This is a genomic window from Lysobacter daejeonensis GH1-9 (assembly GCF_000768355.1).
Lineage (GTDB): Bacteria > Pseudomonadota > Gammaproteobacteria > Xanthomonadales > Xanthomonadaceae > Aerolutibacter > Aerolutibacter daejeonensis.
Genome location: NZ_AVPU01000001.1, coordinates 134411 through 154610 on the forward strand (window position 1 = coordinate 134411; position 20200 = coordinate 154610).

Here is a 20200-nt window from a genome sequence, read left to right on the forward strand (position 1 = left end):
TACTCTGAGCGGGTGGTGGTCTTGAATGATCAGACGAGAAACGCCCGATGAAACCCGACCTGACATTGCTGTACTCGGAGTTGGGGCTCAGGCCGGACTGCACGCTGGCCGAGCTCCAACTGGCCTATCGCAGGCAGATCGCGGAGCTGCATCCGCACGGCGCATCGACTTCGCACCAATCCGCGGAGTCCGCCGCGGCATTGCGCGATCTGATCGCGTTGTACACGACGGCCAGCCGTTTTCATCGCAGGTACGGACGCTTGCCCGGCGCGCCGCCCCGTCGGGGCGGCGGGGCGCAACGAGCGCTGGCGGTGGCGTCCGGAGCCAACCCCGACCGTTTGCCCGTTCCCATGGAACATCACGATGAACCGCATGGCACCAGGATTACGCTGGGCGTTGCCGTTGTGTTCCTGGTGCTGGTGTTCGGGGTATTGGCGCTGGTTTCCGGCGAGTGGCTCAGATAGTGCATTGAGGACCACAGCCGGCGAACCAATCGCGGCCGATCGCTTCTCGTTCTCGCGGGGCTGGATGCTTGCCGCCCGTGTGACTCCTGACCGGACCTGGCGGGGGCTGGCGTTTTCACTCACGGAAGCAACGGCGCCCGGTGGCGTCCAACCCGCCCGGGGGACCCCCTGATGGAGACACCCAACATCCGGCTCGATCCATCGGTGATCTGCCGGCGCCTTGCCTGGGTGGCCGTGCTGCTGGTGGTCATCAATATCGCCATGCAGACCTACCGCCTTGCCGTCCAAAAGGAAGATGTAGTGGGTCTTGTGCTGATGAGCCTGGACAAGGAGAACAACGTTCCAGCGCTGTTTTCCACGTTGCTACTGTTCACGGCGTCGGCGGTACTTGCGTACATCGCCCTCTTCGAGCGTCGGCGCGGCAGCCCGGACGCGGCAAAGTGGGTCGTGCTAACGGGTGGATTCGCGCTCATGGCCGTGGATGAGTCGCTTTCCTTGCATGAGCGGGTCATCGAGCCGTTGCGCCGCCTGCTGGGCCAGGCCTTTGGAATGGAGCAACTGGGAATCTTCTATTTCGCCTGGGTTATTCCGGGTCTGCTCCTGGTCGCCGCGCTTGCGGTCTTCTTCGTTCCGTTCCTGTTCCGCCTTCCCCGGCGGACGGGTGTCATGCTCTTTGTTTCGGCGGCGATCTACCTTGGTGGCGCGCTCGGGATCGAACTCATGGAGGGCTGGTGGCGTGAAGACCAAGGTCACCGGAATATCGTCTATCACGCCATGGTCAGCCTTGAGGAAGGCATGGAAATGATCGGCGTCATCGTGCTCATCCATACCCTGCTCGACTTCATCGCCACGCAGCAAGGCGGGATCTCCATGGAGCTCGCGGCCACGCGGCGTGCGTCCTCGGTAGCGTCCGTGGGCCCGCAGACGCGTCAGCCTGGCGGCCAGGTGCTGGAGTCGGGTGGGGGCGAGTAACGCCGAAGTGCCCACCCCACCAATTCGCCTTCGGCACTCCACGCCCGCCTTATCGTGATCCGCGGTGAAACAGCACGATTTCCACCGTCTGTAGCAGGATCATCAGGTCAAATACCAGGCCATGGTTCTTGACGTAAAACAGATCGAACGTCAGCTTTTCTTCAGCGTCCTGCACCGACGCTCCGTAGGGATAGCGCAGTTGCGCCCAGCCCGTCAGGCCGGGCTTAACGCAGTGCCGAACGTTGTAGTAGCGGACCTCCTGGGCAAGCAGGTCGACGAATGGCGGCCGTTCGGGGCGTGGCCCGACGAAGCTCATGTCGCCTTTCAGGATATTGAACAACTGCGGTAGTTCGTCCAGCCGGACCAGGCGGATCAGGCGACCCACGCGCGTGGTGCGGTCATCGCCTCGGCTTGCCCAGCGGGCCACGCCGTCGGACTCGGCGTCCGTCCGCATGCTTCTGAACTTGATCAGCTCGAAATGGTGGCCGTTCTCGCCCACCCGTGTCTGTCGGTACAGGATGGGGCCGCGGGACTCCAGTGCGATACAGGCCGCAACAAGCAACATCACCGGCCAAGCCATCAACAGCAGCGTCCCGGCTGCGGCCAGGTCGAAGAATCGCTTGTTGAGGCGTCGCGGCACCGAGTGATCAAATCCACCCGAAAAGGCCAGCCAGGATGGATCGGCGATGTCCAACTTGACCATGCCGGCTTCCCGTTCGAAAAACGTGGAAAGGTCCGTGATGGTGATGCCGCGTTGCGCGCATTTCAGCATCTCCTCCATCGGCAGACCGCCTCGTCGTTCGTCTGGCGCGATGACGATTTCGTAGACCTGTAGCCACTCTGCGATTTCGGAAAGCGAAAAGTCGGTCTTGAGCAGCAGGTTCTGTTGGACATGAACGGGTTGCCCGCGCACCGGGAGGAAGCCCACCACCACGAACGAGGCGCGGTCGGACCGCCTGCGCATGCGATTGTTGATGAGGTCGGCGTTCTCCCCTGCCCCCAGCACCAGGATGCGACGCCGAAACACGTCCGTCCGGAGCAGGCGTTGGGCTGCCAGGCGAAGCAGGCCGATTCCGACAAAACCGATCAGTAACGCCATTGCCAGCACGCCACGGCCGATGTAGGCACGCGGAAGCAAGTAGTAGAACACCAGCAACGCAATGCCGCCGAATACGAATGAGAGCAGCAGCCGGATCACGAACTCCATCCGGTTGTGGCGCACGTGCACCTGGTACAGCCCGAAAGCCACCATCGAGACGGTGATGAACATTGAGAAGATGATCGACCGCGACAGGGCGTCCTGGGACAGGAACAGTCCATAACCTTCGCTGTCACCCATGAAGCGAAGCCACGCGGCAGCCGCCACGGCGGCGACCAACAACAGCACCTCCATCAGCCACAGCACCAATATGCCGCGGCTCTTGCGGCTGGCCAGGGCAATGCTCATTTCGTCCCCTCAGTTTGCAGCCGTCGCCCCTCGGAGCTCCGCCATGCGTGTGCCTTCGTGCCTCGTCAGGGCAAGATGCTCGCGATGACAGGGCGGTTGTCAGACATCTCTCGGATGTCTCCCTATCGGGTAACGGGGAGGGAGGAGCGCGTCGGCCGCCGACCGCGAGCGACGGGGCACATCAGCATGCGGCCTGATGGTTCTGCCCAGCCTGCTGCGCCGGACGCGGGTGCAACCAGGCACAGTGGATGGGCACTCCAGGCGTGCCGGCGATGGCCGCGACCCATTGCGGCCCCGCCTCGATGAGGCGCACCTCGCTCCAGCGGCCGTCCGGCAGAGGCAGCAATGCCTTGTCGGGTGCGGGGAACGTATTCATTTCACGGCTCATGCCCACCCCGGCGGCTTTCAGGAAGGCCTCCTTGCGGACCCAAAGCTCAAGGAGTGCCTGGCCGTATCCGCCCTCACCGCTGGCGGCGATTCCGTCCGCATCTGCCGGATGTCGGACCCAGTCGGCCAACTCTTGCATGATCGCGGTGCGCGTCACTGGCTCCAGATCGACGCCCACCGGGCCCGTCATGGTGATGGCAAATGCGGCCGCTCGACGTCCTGCATGACTCAGGCTGGTGGCGTGCAGGCAGCCAAGGAGCCGGGGGGCGCCCGCCTCGTCGCGGGCCACGGGAACCGCCGCGGCGTCACAGTGCAACGCCTGTCCCAGCAGCAGACGATGGAGGGCATAGGTCAAGGCCAGCGCCGATCGGTCGGCCGGCGAACGACAGCGCGCGACGCGATCGCGCTCGTCCGGGCTCAAGAGTCTGGTCGCCTCGTCTACCCACGGGTGCCACTCACCCAGGTCAACCAGGCCGATGAAAATGCCCCGCGCCGCAAGCTCGTCAATTGCGGATGCGGGTCTCGCACCGAGAAAGGTCGCCGTCAGGCCGCTGACCGGCAGCCGCCCGGGCAGCCCATGCGAATTCATTGCCAGCATGCCCGCACCGCCGGTGTTTCACGGGTGACTGCATGGGCCAACGTGGTGCCCGACATGAACAGGTCAGGCGATTGGCGCAAATGGCCCTTGACCGGTGCCGCCGCGGGAAGTCCGTTCAGCTCACGCGGCGGTCAGGTTCAGGAGTGACATGGACCCCGTCGGGCGTACACTATGGGGGCCATGCCTTGGGTGCGCCTGCTACCGCGATTGTTGTTGGTGTTGTGCCTGGTCCTCAATGGGATCGGGGCATCCATGGCGTCCCTGCGCATGCCGCTGGGCGCGATGGCGCCGGTCCTGCACACCGCCCAAGGCGATCACGCCAAGGCAACAGCAGCCACGCCCGACCACGCGATGGCGTCGGCGGACCACTGCAACGACCCGGACCCGGTGGATTGTTGCGCTCCGGACCAATGTGACGACGCCTGCACACAGATCGTGCCGGCCGTCGTCGTGCCAGCTCTGCTGGCGACCTCCTTCCCTGAAATGGCACCGCCGCCGGGGGAGCGACCCACGCGAGACCGCGTCGACCCGCCGCTTCCGCACCCGGTCCGGCCACCAATAGCCTGATTCCAGCTGGATTGTCCCCAGTCGCCGGCATCCGCGCGGCCCCAGGTTGCCTACAAGCGCGCATCGCCGGCCGTGCGCCCTTCCCTGCATGGGCCTCGTTCAAGCAATCAGTGGAGTTTCCGTGTCAATTTCCAAGTTCTCCGGTTCGGCAGGCCGCCCGATGGCAGACCTGTCGCGTCGTCGGTTCGTTACTGGTCTTGCCGTAGGCGGTGTCGCCTCCACCTTCGGGTTGGCGGGATGGCCGGCGCTCGCGGCGAAGGGCCAGACGGCTCCCGAGGTGCCTCAGCTGCGGGGCACCGAATTCGATCTCGCCATTGGCCGGTCGCCCGTGGATTTCACCGGACGTGCCCGGATGGCGACCACCGTCAATGGCTCGCTGCCTGCGCCCACCCTGCGTTGGCGCGAAGGCGATACGGTGACGCTGCGCGTGGCCAACCACCTGCGCGATGCCTATTCCTCCATCCACTGGCACGGGATCATCCTGCCCGCCAACATGGACGGCGTGCCCGGCCTGAGTTTTGACGGCATCGCGCCCGGCGAGACCTATACGTACCAATTCCAACTGAACCAGGCAGGCACGTACTGGTACCACAGCCATTCCATGCTGCAGGAACAAGCGGGGCTGTACGGCGCCATCATCGTGGATCCGCGGGAGCCGGCACCGTTCCGCTATGACCGCGAGCATGTCGTGCTGCTGTCGGACTGGACCGACATGGATCCGGTCGCCCTCTTCCGCCGCATGAAGAAAATGGCGGAGCATGACAACTACTACAAGCGCACCGTCGGCGACTTCATGCGCGACGTGCGCCAGGATGGCCTGTCCGCCGCGTTGGAGGACCGTGGGATGTGGGGACGCATGCGGATGACGCCAACCGACATCTCGGACGTCAACGCCCACACGTACACTTACCTGATGAACGGCGCAGCGCCTGCGGGCAATTGGACCGGCCTGTTCCGCCCCGGCGAGAAGGTGCTGCTGCGCTTCATCAACGGCTCGGCGATGACGTACTTCGACGTACGCATCCCAGGGCTGAAGATGACGGTCGTGGCCGCCGACGGCCAGTACATCCATCCGGTCACCGTCGACGAGTTCCGTATTGCCGTCGCGGAGACGTTCGATGTGCTCGTGGAACCCGCGGGCCAGGACGCGTTCACCATTTTCGCGCAGGACATGGGACGGACCGGCTACGCGCGCGGAACGTTGGCCGTGCGCAAAGGCCTGGAAGCCCCGCTCCCCAGCCTTGATCCGCGTCCGCTGTTGACCATGGACGACATGGGGCATGGTGGACACGGTGGACACGGCAAGGCGATGGAAGGCGGCTGCGGCGTTGCGATGGGCATGGGCAGCGCGCCTGCCGCCAAGGGCATGGAAGGTGGCTGCGGCGCTTCGATGAAGGGCATGGAGGGTGGCTGTGGTGCTTCGATGAAGGGCGCCGAGGGCAGTTGCGGTAGCGGCATGGCAGGGATGGCCGGCGGTGGCGGCACCTCCGCCCAGGACGCGCATGCCGGCCACGGCGTCGCCCAGGCCAGCGGCATGGTCCAGCATCCTGCCACCGAGAACGGCAACCCACTGGTCGACATGCAAGCGATGGCCGTTTCACCGAAGCTGGATGACCCAGGCATCGGTTTACGCAACAACGGACGCAAGGTGCTGACCTATGCCGACATGCGCAGCCTGTTCAACGACCCCGATGGCCGCGAACCCAGCCGCGAGATCGAACTGCACCTGACTGGCCACATGGAGAAGTTCGCATGGTCGTTCAATGGTCAGAAGTTCATGGATGCCGCGCCGCTGCGGCTCAACTATGGCGAACGCATGCGCATCGTGCTGGTCAACGACACGATGATGACGCACCCCATTCACCTGCATGGGATGTGGAGTGACCTGGAGAACGAACAGGGCGAGTTCCACCTGCGCAAGCACACCGTGGACATCCCGCCCGGCACGCGGCGCAGTTACCGCGTGCGTGCCGATGCACTGGGACGCTGGGCATTCCACTGCCACCTGCTGTTGCATATGGAAGCAGGCATGATGCGCGAAGTGCGCGTGGAGGAAGGCGCATGAACCGCTCCCCTGCTTTGGCATTGTTGGCGCTCTCGGTCGCCATGCAACTATCCGGTGCCGCCCTGGCACAGGACCATTCGGGTCACCAGGGCCACACCACCCCGCAATCGAGCCAGGAAGACCAGCACGCGGCCCATGCTGGCCATGCGAAGTCGAGTGAGGCTTCCGATTCCAGCGCGCCCATCACGCCAATCCCTGAACTGAATGACGCGGATCGCGCTGCAGCCTTCCCTGACCTGCACAAGCACATGGAGCATGCACCAGCGTTCAACTGGTACGTGGGCATCAATCGATTGGAGGGCTGGGATGCCGACGGCGGGACTGGTCAGGCATGGGAGGCCACCGCATGGTTTGGTACGGACCTCAATCGGCTCTGGCTGCGCAGTGAGGGCGAACGTCTCGGTGGCCACACCGAGTCCGCAGATATCGAAGTGCTGTACGGCCGCAGTGTCTCCGCTTGGTGGGACGTGGTCGGTGGTGTGCGGCAGGAGACCCGACCGGGTCCGTCACGTAGCTGGGCTGCGCTCGGCGTGCAGGGCCTCGCGCCGTACAAGTTCGAGGTGCAGGCGACCGCCTACGTGGGTGACGGTGGTCGCGTGGAGGCCAATGTCGAGGCAGAGTACGAACTGCTGCTCACCAATCGCCTGATCCTGCAACCACTGGTTGAGGTCGATTTTGCAGCCAAGGACGATGAGGCGCGTGGTGTCGGCAGCGGCCTGTCAAAGGCCGAGGCGGGCCTGCGTCTGCGCTATGAGTTCACCCGCCGCTTCGCACCGTATGTCGGCGTGGTGCATGAGCGCGCGTTTGGTTCGACTGCAGATCTACGCAAGGCAGAGGGCGAGCCCGTCACTGATACCCGGCTTGTCGTCGGATTGCGCACCTGGTTCTGAGGAGAACGAACATGTCCAGGCAACATCTACCACTATCCCTTGCCATCTCGCTCGCGCTGGGCGTTGGCCTGACGGGCTGCGGTGGCGCCTCCTCACCGCAGGCCGCTGGCGCTGCAACTGTGGATGCGGCTCCCGCGGCAAGCGGCGCCAGCCAGCCACCGTCCCCCGTCGTCGGAGAGGAGGCTGCGGCGACGCAAACCGTTGCACCCGCAGAGGCCACCGCCACCGTTGCGACGTCGGCTGCTGCGGACCTGCCCAACGGCATTGGCGGAGCAGCCGCGCCTGCGGTTGGCAAGGCGCTGTCGCCTGCGGCCTTGCCCCTGCTGGTGGTGACCAAGACGCCCAGCTGCGGCTGCTGCCACCTCTGGGTGGAGCATATGCAGGACGCGGGTTTCAAGGTTGAAATCCACGACGTGGACGATATGACCCCGGTGAAGGAACGTGTTGGCGTTCCTTACGGCAAGGGATCCTGCCACACCGCCGAAGTGGGTGGCTACTTCATCGAGGGCCATGTTCCGGCCGAGGATGTGAAGCGTCTGCTGGCCGAGAAACCCAACGCCAAGGGCCTCGCCGTCCCGGGCATGCCGCTGGGCTCCCCTGGCATGGAGACCCCAGATGGCCGCGTGCAGCCGTATGCGGTGGAGCTGGTGGCCCAGGACGGTTCCACTTCGCCATTCTCGCGCCACGGAAATTGACGGCGAACGTGACGTTCCAAGGAGGATGCATGAGCGGGCACGAACATCATGGGCATGGCCCAAACGGCGGCAGCTTGCGCGACAAGCAAGCGTCGTCTTCGGACGTCGTCGTCGACCCCGTATGTGGGATGAAGGTGAACCCAACGAAGACGCGCCTCCACGCCGAAAACGAGGGCGTTACGTACCACTTCTGCTCGGATCGGTGCCGGGAGAAGTTCGTCACCAATCCTGCGCAGTACCTGGCGGAAAAGCCCGCTGAACCTGCGGTCGTTGCGCCGATCGGCACGATGTACACGTGCCCCATGCACCCACAGATCCGACAGGACCACCCCGGCACCTGCCCGATCTGCGGCATGGCGCTGGAGCCGGAAATGCCCGGCATCGAGGGGGAAGAGAACCCCGAGCTGGTCGATTTCAGTCGTCGGTTCTGGTGGACATTGCCGCTGACACTGATCACGCTGGCATTGGCGATGCTCGGCCACCGTTTCCATGCGTGGCTGTCCACGGAGGCGCGCACCTGGTTGGAGCTGATCATCAGTGCGCCGGTGGTGCTATGGGCCGGCTGGCCCTTCTTCGAACGCTGCATGCAGTCCATCCGCAACCGTAGCCCGAACATGTGGACCCTGATCGGTATCGGTGTGGCCGCCGCGTTCGGTTACAGCGTGGTGGCCACCGTGGCGCCGGACATCTTCCCCGTGTCATTCCGCGAGCACGGACGCGTTGGCGTCTATTTCGAGGCGGCCGCGGTGATTATCTCACTGACGCTGTTGGGTCAGTTGCTGGAGTTGCGTGCCCGCTCCAAGACCGGCGCCGCCATCCGTGCCCTGCTCGGCCTTGCGCCCAAGACCGCTCGTCGCCTGCGCGATGATGGCACCGAAGAGGATATCGCCCTCAGCCACGTGCATGTGGGGGATCGATTGCGCGTGCGTCCGGGCGAGAAAGTGCCGGTGGACGGCAAGGTGCTTGAGGGCCACTCGAACGTCGATGAGTCGATGCTGACGGGCGAGCCGATTCCAGTGGAAAAGGCGGCAGGCGCGACCGTGATCGGTGCCACGCTCAATGGCACCGGCAGCCTGGTGATCCGTGCCGAGAAGGTCGGTTCCGAAACCGTCTTGGCGCAGATCGTGCAGCTGGTAGCGCAGGCGCAGCGCTCGCGAGCGCCGATGCAGCGCATGGCCGACAAGGTGGCGTTCTGGTTTGTGTTGGCGGTGTTGACGATTGCCGTGGCGACGTTCCTTGCCTGGGGCCTGTTCGGGCCGGAGCCGTCGTGGACCTACGCCGTGTTGAACGCTGTTTCGGTGCTGATCATCGCCTGTCCGTGCGCGTTGGGTTTGGCTACCCCCATGTCGATCATGGTGGCAACAGGCCGCGCGGCGCAGGTGGGCGTACTGTTCCGCGATGCCGAAGCCATCGAGAACTTCCGTCGTATCGATACGCTGATCGTCGACAAGACCGGCACGTTGACCGAAGGCAAGCCGGCCTTCCGCCAGGCCGTGCCGACCGCCGGCTACAACGAGCAAGACGTGCTGCGACTGGCAGCAAGCTTGGACCAGAACAGCGAGCATCCACTGGCCGATGCCATCGTGGCCGAGGCGCGTCGCCGCAAGCTGCCCCTGGAAACACCGGAGCGCTTTGAGTCGTCCACGGGCATTGGGGTCCGCGGCATGGTGGGTGGGCGCAAGGTCGCCATCGGCAATACCGAACTGATGCTCGAACTGGGCGTGGACGCCACTCCACTGCGCGGGCAGGCGGATGGACTCCGCCGCGACGGCGCCAGCGTGATGTTCCTTGCCGTGGACGGTGGACTGGCCGGCCTGCTGGCCGTGGCCGACCCCATCAAGGCCTCGACGCCGGATGCCATTGCAACGTTGCACGCTGCAGGGCTGCGCATCGTCATGGCCACCGGGGATGGCGTCGTCACCGCGCAAGCTGTCGCCCGCCAGTTGGGTATCGATGAAGTGCACGGCGAAGTGCGCCCGCAGGACAAGGTGGCGCTGGTCCAGCGGCTCAAGGCGGAGGGCCGCAAGGTCGCGATGGCTGGCGACGGGATCAACGATGCACCGGCGCTGGCCGGGGCCGACATCGGCGTGGCCATGGGGACCGGTACCGACGTGGCCATGTCCAGTGCGCAGGTCACGCTGGTCAAGGGCGACCTGCGTGGCATTGCCCGCGCGCGGACCCTGTCCGACGCCACGGTTGCCAACATGAAGCAGAACCTGATGTTTGCTTTCCTTTACAACGCACTGGGCGTGCCGATCGCGGCTGGCGTGTTGTACCCGGTCTTTGGCCTGCTGCTCAGCCCGATGATCGCGGCACTGGCGATGAGCCTCAGTTCGGTTTCGGTCGTGGCCAATGCGCTGCGGCTGGGGCGCACGCGCGTGGAATGAATGCCCGGCCGGGGCGGCATTGAGGCCTCGGCAATCACCTCATCACCTGCTGGAGAACACCATGAAGTACACAACGCTTGTCCTGTTCCTGACCCTGTCCAGCGCTGCGGCGCCCGCACTGGCGGATCACCGCGAACAGGGCGGCTCCCACGACCACGCCGCCCATTCCGCCCCGGCGGCGGCCAAGCCCACCGTGTCGCCTACGTTTGCCGCCTTGGACAAGGACAAGGACGGCTTCCTCTCGAAGGCTGAAATGGCCAAGCACCCGATGGCAGCCCATTTCGGCATGATGGATACCACCAAGGACGGGAAGCTGAGTCCGAGGGAATTCAGCAGCATGTGAATTCCGCCGGAGGCCCACAAATTGATCCCCGTCAATGCGTGGGCACTCGATGGACTTAACATCACAGGGCCATGAAACGCTTCCGCCGCCGGCAATTCCGCGCCCGCATCGCGATCCTCGCGGTGTTGGCGTTGCTGTGGTCGCAGGTGGTGCTGGCGGGTCATCCAGCCTGTTCCATGGGGTTCATGGCGCTCTCCGAGCTCGACGCCAGCGCACCGCTGGTCGTCGAAGGCGGTACGCACGGTTGCCATGAGGCACCCGCACCCTCCGACGATACGGTCTGTGCATCCCACTGTGGACAGGGCTCGCTCAGCAGCGATGTAGCCCGGGTGCCGGATGTGCCGGCACTTCCGGCCGCCATTCCCGTGGCAATGGCCGAGGTGGTCTTCCTGTCGGCTGACCTGCGCCGCCACCACGCCTTGCCGCCTCCCGTATCCTGGCACCGTCCCACACCGCATCCTGCGGCATTGTTGTTGATCTGATCCCGCCTGTCTGACGCGGCGCATTGCTTGCGCCCGTTCCTGTTTCATGGCGGCCGTGTTCGCACGGCATGTTCCCACCGCATCGGCGCTGCTCCTCCAGTTTGCGGCGCCCGCAGAGGTTGAGACATGGTGACCTACCCTGCTCCGGCAGGCCCGCGCGCCGAAACATCGCATCGCGATGTTTCGCCACGCCCGTACTCGGGACGACGGCGTCTGGTCGGATGGAAGGCTGCGGCCCTGCTGGGCTGTCTGCTACTAGCGCCCACCTTGATGGCGCAAACGGCCAATGACACGACGCCGGGCGCCGACATCGCGTCGATTCGTACCTGGGTGCTTCGGCACAATCCGGAATTGCGCGCCCTCCAGGCGGAGACCGAGGCGGCCGAGGCACGCATTGTTCCCGCAGGCGCCCTGCCCGACCCGATGGCGTCGGTCGGTCTGCGCGACATCGATCCCGATCATCCTGCCTTCCTGCCCGGCAACGTCGGCTCAACCAGCTACCAGATCCGGCAGCGCGTCCCCCTGTGGGGCAAGCGCGAGCTGGCTCGCGGCGTTGCCAGCTCACAGGCCCGTGCATTGGGCCTGGAGCGGAGCGCCGTCGCGCTTGACCTGATGGCAGAAGCGGAGTCGGCCTACGTGCGTTACTGGCACGCAGATGCCTCGCTGCTGGTCATCGATCGGCTGATCGCCCTGCTTGAACAGGTGGAAGAGATCGCGGGCGTCCGCTACGCGCTGGGCATGGCGCCGCAGCAGGACGCGATCCGGGCCCAGGTGGAGCGCACGTCCATGCAGCGCGAACGCATCCAGCGCCATGCCGGACGAGCAGAAGCCACGGCGATGCTCAATGTGGCATTGGGGCGCCGCGCGGATGCGGAGCTGCTTTCGCCCTCGGAACCACCCCCGTTGCCCGTGACAAGCCCGACCCTAACCGATGCACTCGCCAAACTGGATGCGGAGGCACACCCCGCGCTCCGATCCAGCCGTGCGCGGGTCAACGCCGCCCATGACGCCGTGGAACTGCAACGCCGCGCCCGCTGGCCGGACATCACTTTCGGCGTGGGCGCCATGCAGCGCGATGACCGCGTGGAAAGCTACGAGCTGATGCTGGAAGTGGAGATCCCGTTGCAACGCCGCGCCCTCCACGAGCGCGAGCGTGAAGCCCGGCGGATGGAGGATGCCGCCATCGCGCGTACCGACGTCGCGCGCAATGCGTTGGCCGGACGCCTTGGCGTGGCATGGACGCAGTGGCGGTCCGCCCGTGAACAACGGCAATTGATCGAGAAGGCGCAACTGCCCCAGGCCGAGGCCAATTTCAAATCCGCGCTCGCCAGCTACCAGGTGGGCGAAGTTGACTTCAACACCCTGCTTGAAGCGCTGACCGAATGGCAAGGCGCGGACCTGGCCCGCGTCGATGCCCTCCGTGACGAACTGCTTGGCGCCGCCAATGTGCGCGCCATCGAAGGAGATGCCCCATGAGCCGTACCCATTGGCCCCTGATTGCGATGGCCGTTGCGGCCGCACTTGGTGTCGGCGTGATGGTTGGTCGCGTAATGCGTCCGGACACACCAAAGGATGGCGGTGCCGAACCAACGGCCAAGGCCGCGCGCAAGCCCCTCTATTACCGCAACCCGATGGGTCTGCCTGATACCTCCCCTGTGCCCAAGAAAGATTCCATGGGCATGGATTACATCCCGGTCTATGCGGAAGACGACGCCGCGTCCGTGCCCGGGACAGTCGTGCTGTCGCCGGAGCGGGTACAGATGCTGGGCGTTCGCACCGAACAGGTACGGCTCAGGCCTTTGGAGCGAAGGGTCGAGGCCAGCGGCACGGTAGCCGTGGACGAAACGCGGCAATACGAGATCGCCCCTCGTTTCGAAGGCTGGGTGGAGCGCCTGCATGCCAACCAGACAGGTCAGGCGGTGCGCCGCGGAGAGCCGCTGCTCACCGTCTACAGCCCGCAGTTGATGGCGGCCCAGGAGGAGTACCGCATTGCCGATGCGGCGGCGCGACGGCTCAGCACTGGCGATGCGGATGCGGCCAAGCGCATGGGCCGGCTCCGCGACGCTGCCCGCGATCGTCTTCGCAACTGGGAGATCAGCGACGCGCAATTGGCGCACCTTGGGCACAAGCCATCCGGCAACCTGGTCCTCACGTCGCCGGCAAATGCGGTGGTGATGGAGAAGCCGGTGGTTCAAGGGGCGCGCTTCGAAGCAGGTGAGACCGTGCTGCGTCTTGCCGACCTGTCCACCGTGTGGGTGGTGGCGAATGTTCCGGCGTCGCAAGCGGGGTCGCTGCGTACTGGGCAGGCGGCGAGTTTCTCCTCACCTACCCTGCCCGGCCAGAGGTTTGACGGGCAGGTAACCTTCATCCAGCCGGTGATTGATGCTGCGACCCGGACGCTGGGAGTGCGCGTGGCCCTTCCGAACCGCGAGGGCGTGCTGCGCCCGGGATTGTTCGGCAACGTCGCGTTTAGTCGCGATGATGGTCCGGCGGTACTGGCCGTCCCACGCTCCGCGTTGATCGACAGCGGAACGCGTCAGATCGTGCTGGTGCAGGTGTCCGAGGGACGGTTTGCACCGCGACGCGTCGTCGTCGGACGACGTGCGGCTGACTCCATCGAGGTGCTGGAAGGCCTTGCCGAGGGTGAACGCGTGGTCGTGGCCGCCAACTTCCTCTTGGACGCGGAGAGCAACCTTCAGTCGGCCCTAGCGGGCATGGGAACATCGTCAGCGGAACCAGGCGAGCCCATTACTTCAATGCGTGCGGAGGCCGACGTCGTTCCTGCAGAACCCAGTGATGCAGCAGCGGGAGTGCAGAATCACGAACACTCAGGCCAGTCGGTGACCAGCCCCGGATCCAAGCCAACGCCCGGCGTGAAGCCGGTTCAGACACCTTCCGATCCGCATGTCGGCCATGGTGAGCACGACAGCCATGAGGAGCCGGCCGCACAGGGCGACCCGCACGCCGGCCACGACATGAGCGGCATGGAGCACTGACATGCTCAACCGCATCATCGAGTGGTCCCTCAGGAACGTATTCCTGGTTCTAGTGATGGCCGTAGCCATCACCGCTGGCGGTATTCATGCGCTGCTGAATACACCTCTTGATGCGCAACCCGACCTGTCGGACGTGCAGGTGATTCTGTACACGGAAGTCCCTGGCCAGGCACCCCAGGTGGTGGAGGACCAGGTGACCTACCCGCTCACCACCGCCATGCTCGCGGTGCCACAAGCCAAGGTGGTGCGCGGTTTTTCATTCTTCGGTGCCTCGTTCGTCTACGTGATCTTCGAGGACGGCACCGACGTCTACTGGGCGCGCTCGCGAGTGCTGGAATACCTGAGCTTCGCATCGAAGCAGCTGCCCGCAGGCGTCACGCCCACGCTTGGCCCGGATGCCACCGGCGTCGGCTGGGTGTACCAGTACGCACTGCAAGGCAAGCAGCAGTCGTTGGACCAGTTGCGTGCGCTCCAGGACTGGTACGTTCGCTATCAGTTGACTGCTGCACCCGGCGTGGCCGAAGTGGCCAGCGTGGGCGGGTTCGTACGCCAATATTCGGTGACGGTCGACCCGGCGCGGCTCCGGCAGTTCGGGATCCCGCTTTCCCGGGTCTCGGAAGTGATCGCACAGGGCAATCGCGATGTCGGCGGTCGCGTGATCGAGATGTCCGAGATCGAATACATGATCCGGGGCCGGGGCTACCTGCGCGGCATCTCCGACATCGAGGATCTTGTCGTCAAGGCCGAGGGCGGAACACCCGTGCTGATTGGCGACATCGCGAACGTCGAGCTCGTGCCGGACGAGCGCCGCGGCCTGGCCGAGCTCAATGGCGAGGGAGATGTCGTGGCGGGCATTGCCGTGGCCCGCTACGGCGAGAACGCGTTGGCGGTCATCGACGGGCTCAAGGAGCGGATCGCGGAAATCCAGGCCGGCCTACCCGAAGGCGTCAGCCTTCGCGCGGTCTATGACCGTTCCGAGCTGATCAAGCGGGCGGTGGCGACGCTGCGCACCACGCTCTTCGAGGAGAGCGCGATCGTCGCGCTGGTCTGCATCATCTTCCTGTTCCACGTTCGCAGTGCATTGGTCGCCATCATCATGCTGCCAGTGGGCGTGTTGATCGCGTTCATGGCCATGAGGGTGTTGGGAATGAACTCCAACATCATGAGTCTGGGCGGCATCGCGATCGCGATTGGTGCCATGGTCGACGCCGCCATCGTGATGATCGAGAACGCGCACAAGCACATTGAGCGAGACGATGGTAGCCGGCCGCGGGCAGAACTTATCGTTGACGCCTGCCGCGAGGTTGGGCCATCGCTGTTCTTCAGCCTGCTGATCATCACCGTGTCGTTCCTGCCCGTGTTCGCGCTGGAGGCGCAGGAGGGTCGGATGTTCAAACCTTTGGCCTTCACCAAGACATTCGCAATGGCCGGCGGCGCTCTGCTGTCAGTGACACTCGTCCCGGTGTTGATGCTTTTGTTCGTGCGCGGAAAGATCGTCCCAGAGGCGCGCAACCCCGTGAATCGCGCATTGATCGCGGGTTACCGCCCAATCATTGGCGCCGTACTCAGGCACAAGATCGCTACCCTGGTCGTGGCTGGCGTGGTACTGCTGGCTACCCTGTGGCCGGCGGCGCGACTGGGCAGTGAATTCATGCCCACCCTGAACGAAGGGACCTTGCTATACATGCCCGCTTCCCTGCCAGGCATGTCGGTGACGAAGGCGGCGGAGTTGCTGCAGCAACAAGACCGGATCATCAAATCCTTCCCGGAAGTGGAGTCCGTGTTTGGCAAGGCGGGACGCGCACAAACCGCTACCGACCCTGCCCCACTGGAGATGTTTGAAACGGTCATCAACCTGAAACCGGAGGGCCAATGGCGCGAAGGAATGAACGTGGACAAGCTGATCGCCGAGATGGATCAAGCGCTCAAGTTCCCGGGCGTTGCCAATTCCTGGACGATGCCGATCAAGGCGCGCACCGACATGCTGTCCACTGGCATCCGCACGCCCATCGGCATCAAGGTGTTCGGCACCAACCTGGATGAGATGGAGCGCCTGGCCAAGGAGGTCGAAGCTGCAGTCCGCGAAGTGCCAGGCACCACCAGCGCGTATGCCGAGCGTCTGACCGGCGGGTACTACCTCGACGTCAGCCCTGATCTGCGCCAGTTGGCCCGCTATGGAATCACCGTAGGCGAAGTGCAGGATGTCATCGCCACGGCGCTTGGCGGGCAAATGGTGACGACGACAGTGGAAGGCCGCGAGCGTTTTGGCGTGATCGTGCGCTACCCACGTGAGCTGCGTGCCGATCCCGACCAGATCGCCGAAAACGTGCTGGTAACGACGATGGATGGCGCCCAGGTTCCACTGGGGGAAGTTGCTTCCGTGCGCGTACGCAAGGGTGCACCATCGATCCGCACCGAGAACGCATTGCTGTCGGCCTACATCTATGTCGACACACGGGAAAGCGACCTTGGCGCTTATGTCCGCAAGGCACAGGACGCCGTCACGAGGTCGGTCAAGTTCCCGTCCGGCTACTACGCCACGTGGAGCGGCCAGTACGAGTACATGCAGCGGGCGGCGGCCCGGATGAAGATCGTGGTGCCTATTACCTTGGCGCTGATATTTCTACTGCTGTACCTGAATTTCCGTCGCATTACCGAGTCGCTCGTGGTAATGCTTTCGGTGCCTTTCGCACTGGTCGGCGGCGTCTGGCTGCTCTGGGCACTGGAGTACCACCTAAGCGTTGCCGTTGCCGTCGGCTTCATCGCATTGGCCGGAGTGGCCGCGGAAACTGGCGTGGTGATGCTGATCTACCTCGACCACGCGTTGCAGCACCGCGCGGCCCAACGTCGCGCGGAAGGCCGTGGCCTGGACGATGGAGACGTGCATGACGCCATCGTGGAGGGTGCGGTGGAGCGCGTCCGCCCCAAGATGATGACGGTGGTGGCCATCATGGCCGGACTGTTGCCAATCATGTGGAGCAGCGGCACCGGGTCCGAAGTGATGCGGCGCATTGCCGCGCCGATGGTAGGGGGAATGGTGTCGTCGACGGTGCTGACGCTGGTCGTCATTCCGGTGGTCTATGCGTTGATCAAACGACGCATGCTGCATCGTGAGGCGTGAATCCACGTGCTGCGTAGAGGTGGCTTGCGTTCGACATCGACCCACCATCCATCATCGTGATCGGCGCCCCATGTGGGCCGCCGATACGGAGTTTGAGTCAAACAGCTGAAAGACCTCCTCGGAAGTGGCCTTCACGCTTTTGCTGGATTTGTGGTGGGACAGGTACGTGGCAAGCCACCCACTTCTACTGGCCCTGACGTCGCTGGAGCTGCCCCCGGGCTCCAGCGACGTAGATTGTTCAGGGGTCAGATCTTGAAGTCGTCGAAGGCAATTCGATCATCCGCCACACCAAGCTTGGCCAGCAGCTGTCGGGTAGCAGACAGCATGGCCGGCGGCCCGCACAGGTAGAACTCGCAGGCGTGCAGGTCCGGGTGATCCCGCAGCAAGGCGTCATGGCTTGCTTCGTGGACCAAACCCGTGACCAGACCGGCTGCATGTTCGGCTTCTTCCGACAGCACCAGATGCCAGCTGAAGTTGGGGTGCCGCTGCGCCAGCTCGGCCATTTCCTCCAGGTAGGGGGCGTCGCGAAGATTGCGTGCGCCATACCAGAAATGGACGCGTTCCTGTGCCCCGCCATCAAGCAACGCATGGATCATCGATCGCAGGGGCGCCATTCCCGCCCCGCCGCCGATGAACACCTTTTCAGCATGGCCCGGCTTGAGCTTGAAATCACCGTACGGCCCGCTGAAACGCAATGGGTCGCCTGCCTTCAGCGAATACAGGTACGAGGAGCCTTTGCCAGGCGGATGGCGCCTGCGATCCTGCCGCCCGGGGCTGAAGCGCGCGAGCAGCGTGATGGCGCCGTTGGCCTGCTCCACAGGCATCGCCAATGAATAGCTGCGGCGAACCGGCTCGCGGGACGCGAACGCATCTGGCAGGTCCAGTGCACCCCAGTCACCGCGATGGTGTTCGGGGTGGTGCAGGTCCTGACGGGTCAAGTTGTACTCCGGGATGTGGACCTGAACGTATGCTCCCGGCGGTATCTGCAGTTTGCCGGGCTGATCCGGGCGGAACATGATCTCGCGCAGGAATGGCGTGATCGGCGTGACCCGCTCGACGGTGCCTGAATACTCAGCCCAGATAGCCGCGCCACCGGGCACTTCGACACCGAGGTCTTCATGCACGGGCAAATTGCACGCCAAGCGGCAGCCCTGCTTCAGCTTGGTTTCGCCCAGGTGCGTGCGATCCGCGCTGGTGGGTTCGGGCGCGTGGCCGCGGAAGCGTACTTCGCACAACCCGCAACTCTGTCCGCCACCGCAGTTGGAGGGCAACTGCAGGCCATTGCGCGCCAGTGCAACGTAGACGGTGTCGCCGGAGTGCGCCTCCACCGAACGCAACAGGCTGCCGTCGGGCGAAAACACGCTTAGCGTACGGCGCGGCCGCCAGCGCGACGGCAGGAACTCGCCCAGCCGGAAGCTGGCGAACAACAGCCAGATGCCAGTCAGCGCCATCCAGACGCCACCTACGGCAGCCGTCACGACCAGCGGATTGTTGAAGTTCTTCCGACCGGTGTAATCCATGATGTGTAGCATCCACACCACGTCGAACAGCCGCCAGGTATCGTTGCGTCGTTCCAGAACGCGGCCGTCGCGAGCCGAGACGTAGACGGTCGTGGAGTCGTCGTCCGAGAACGGCACGCGCCAGATCGGTCCGTCATGCTCGCGCGCCTCCAGATCTGCCGCGGACTGCAACTCCGGCGCTCCCGCCTTGCCGTCGCCTACGTAGTCCTTTCTTGCTATCGACAGCGCCACGTCCGCGTTGACGGGCACGGGCTCGCCCGAGACGGCATCAAGCAGCCACACATCGCCATGTTGGCTCAGGCGATATACCGCTTGGCCATCAAGCTGGAACGTCTCGATGGTCTGGACGTCACGGCCGGCCTTGGCCAGCACCGTCGCTGGCGCCAGGGCGTCAATCGGCCAAGTGGGCGACGGTGCCGCGGCGTGTGCACGGTGTGTGTGGCCCTGCACGGTGTCGTGGTCGAGCACGCTCATCACCAGTCCGCTGCCCAGCCACAGCACGAACTGGATCGCGATGATCAGCCCCACCCACTTATGCAGCCTACGGAGCCAGGGCGTCATGCCTTGCCTCCTTTGCGGAAGCTGTAGAACAGCAGCCATACCCCGCTCAACGCAAACACGAAGCCGATGGCGGCGGCAACACGCAACAGCGTGTTGTTGACGTCCTCCCTCGCCTCGTAATCCATGATGTGGAGCATCCAGAGGAAGTCGAACCAGCGCCACAGCTCATGGCGCTTGGCCAGCAGTTCACCGGTGGCCGGCGAGATGTACAGCGTGGTGCTTCCACGATCGTCAAACCGGGCCTGCCACATCGGCACCGGCCGGGAAGCCACCTCCTGCGGCGCCTCGCTCAACAATGCGATCGAGGCCAATGGTGCATCGCCCTGGTAAAGCGATTCAGCAATTCGCCGTGCTTCGGACTCGTCCAGCGGTCCAAAAGGCTCGCCGGTCATGGCGTCCACCAAGGTCGGACCCTCCTCGGTGCGCACTTCGTAGACTGCGCGGTCCATTACTTTCTTCAGGCGGAAGCCGAGCAGGCCAGGGTTGTCGGCAGCGAGTTGCGACGGCGTGACATAGTCGGTCGACGTCGACAGGGGTGCGGATGCGCCATGCGCCAGATGGTCGCCGTGGATGACATCGATCGAGATGATCGTCATGTACAGACCGCTGATCATCCACAGCAGCGCCTGGACGCCAACGACCAGGCCAATCCATTTGTGGGCCTTGCGGGCCCAGAAAGCGGGTTTCATTGATGCATTACCTGCA

The 20200-nt window shown here is 64.6% G+C and carries 16 protein-coding genes; 12 read left to right on the forward strand and 4 right to left on the reverse strand.

Annotation, left to right across the window (positions count from 1 at the left end; translation table 11 throughout):
- Nucleotides 1-47 precede the first annotated feature (47 nt).
- Complete coding sequence (locus N800_RS00575) at nt 48-464, forward strand: J domain-containing protein (RefSeq protein WP_036133520.1); 417 nt, start codon at nt 48-50, stop codon at nt 462-464.
- Between the two features lie 171 nt (nt 465-635).
- Nucleotides 636-1436: a hypothetical protein gene (locus N800_RS00580; RefSeq protein ID WP_036133523.1), complete on the forward strand. Its 801-nt coding sequence runs from the start codon at nt 636-638 to the stop codon at nt 1434-1436.
- Nucleotides 1437-1485: 49 nt separating this feature from the next.
- On the opposite strand, the gene N800_RS00585 is transcribed toward N800_RS00580, so the two are convergent.
- Complete coding sequence (locus tag N800_RS00585) at nt 1486-2883, reverse strand: TIGR03013 family XrtA/PEP-CTERM system glycosyltransferase (RefSeq protein WP_052107770.1); 1398 nt, start codon at nt 2881-2883, stop codon at nt 1486-1488.
- Between the two features lie 181 nt (nt 2884-3064).
- Nucleotides 3065-3868 (reverse strand): 4'-phosphopantetheinyl transferase family protein, encoded by an 804-nt coding sequence (locus N800_RS00590; RefSeq protein WP_036133526.1) that lies wholly within the window; start codon nt 3866-3868, stop codon nt 3065-3067.
- Between the two features lie 180 nt (nt 3869-4048).
- On the opposite strand from N800_RS00590, the gene N800_RS16505 reads away from it, so the two are divergent.
- The 10 genes from N800_RS16505 to N800_RS00640 all read left to right on the forward strand — a co-directional run bounded on the left by N800_RS16505 (nt 4049) and on the right by N800_RS00640 (nt 17414).
- A complete protein-coding gene (locus tag N800_RS16505) occupies nt 4049-4435 on the forward strand; it encodes a CopL family metal-binding regulatory protein (protein WP_198032434.1) in 387 nt (128 codons plus the stop codon).
- Between the two features lie 160 nt (nt 4436-4595).
- On the forward strand, nt 4596-6500 hold the full coding sequence (locus tag N800_RS00600; protein WP_036133532.1) for a copper resistance system multicopper oxidase: 1905 nt from the start codon (nt 4596-4598) through the stop codon (nt 6498-6500).
- Nucleotides 6497-7390, forward strand: coding sequence for a copper resistance protein B (locus N800_RS00605; protein ID WP_036133535.1), 894 nt, complete (start codon nt 6497-6499; stop codon nt 7388-7390). Before N800_RS00600 ends, N800_RS00605 begins: the two co-directional genes overlap by 4 nt.
- Nucleotides 7391-7641: 251 nt before the next feature.
- Entirely contained in the window at nt 7642-8085 is a 444-nt protein-coding gene (locus N800_RS16510) for a DUF411 domain-containing protein (protein WP_232227503.1), read from the forward strand.
- A 29-nt stretch (nt 8086-8114) separates the two neighbouring features.
- A complete protein-coding gene (locus tag N800_RS00615; protein ID WP_084087003.1) occupies nt 8115-10472 on the forward strand; it encodes a heavy metal translocating P-type ATPase in 2358 nt (785 codons plus the stop codon).
- 61 nt (nt 10473-10533) lie between these two features.
- Nucleotides 10534-10815, forward strand: coding sequence for a hypothetical protein (locus N800_RS00620; protein WP_036133539.1), 282 nt, complete (start codon nt 10534-10536; stop codon nt 10813-10815).
- A gap of 71 nt (nt 10816-10886) precedes the next feature.
- Nucleotides 10887-11297: a hypothetical protein gene (locus N800_RS00625; RefSeq protein WP_036133542.1), complete on the forward strand. Its 411-nt coding sequence runs from the start codon at nt 10887-10889 to the stop codon at nt 11295-11297.
- A 270-nt stretch (nt 11298-11567) separates the two neighbouring features.
- On the forward strand, nt 11568-12773 hold the full coding sequence (locus tag N800_RS00630; protein WP_036133545.1) for a TolC family protein: 1206 nt from the start codon (nt 11568-11570) through the stop codon (nt 12771-12773).
- Nucleotides 12770-14293: an efflux RND transporter periplasmic adaptor subunit gene (locus tag N800_RS00635; RefSeq protein ID WP_052107771.1), complete on the forward strand. Its 1524-nt coding sequence runs from the start codon at nt 12770-12772 to the stop codon at nt 14291-14293. Before N800_RS00630 ends, N800_RS00635 begins: the two co-directional genes overlap by 4 nt.
- Nucleotide 14294: 1 nt before the next feature.
- Nucleotides 14295-17414, forward strand: coding sequence for an efflux RND transporter permease subunit (locus N800_RS00640; protein ID WP_036133548.1), 3120 nt, complete (start codon nt 14295-14297; stop codon nt 17412-17414).
- 245 nt (nt 17415-17659) lie between these two features.
- On the opposite strand, the gene N800_RS00645 is transcribed toward N800_RS00640, so the two are convergent.
- Both N800_RS00645 and N800_RS00650 read right to left on the reverse strand, forming a co-directional pair.
- Nucleotides 17660-19495 carry a 2Fe-2S iron-sulfur cluster-binding protein gene (locus tag N800_RS00645; protein WP_198032435.1) on the reverse strand — a complete coding sequence of 612 codons (1836 nt, stop codon included), beginning with the start codon at nt 19493-19495 and terminating at the stop codon, nt 17660-17662.
- Nucleotides 19492-20184, reverse strand: a complete 693-nt coding sequence (locus N800_RS00650) for a PepSY domain-containing protein (protein WP_036133553.1) — start codon at nt 20182-20184, stop codon at nt 19492-19494. Before N800_RS00650 ends, N800_RS00645 begins: the two co-directional genes overlap by 4 nt.
- Between the last annotated feature and the right edge of the window lie 16 nt (nt 20185-20200).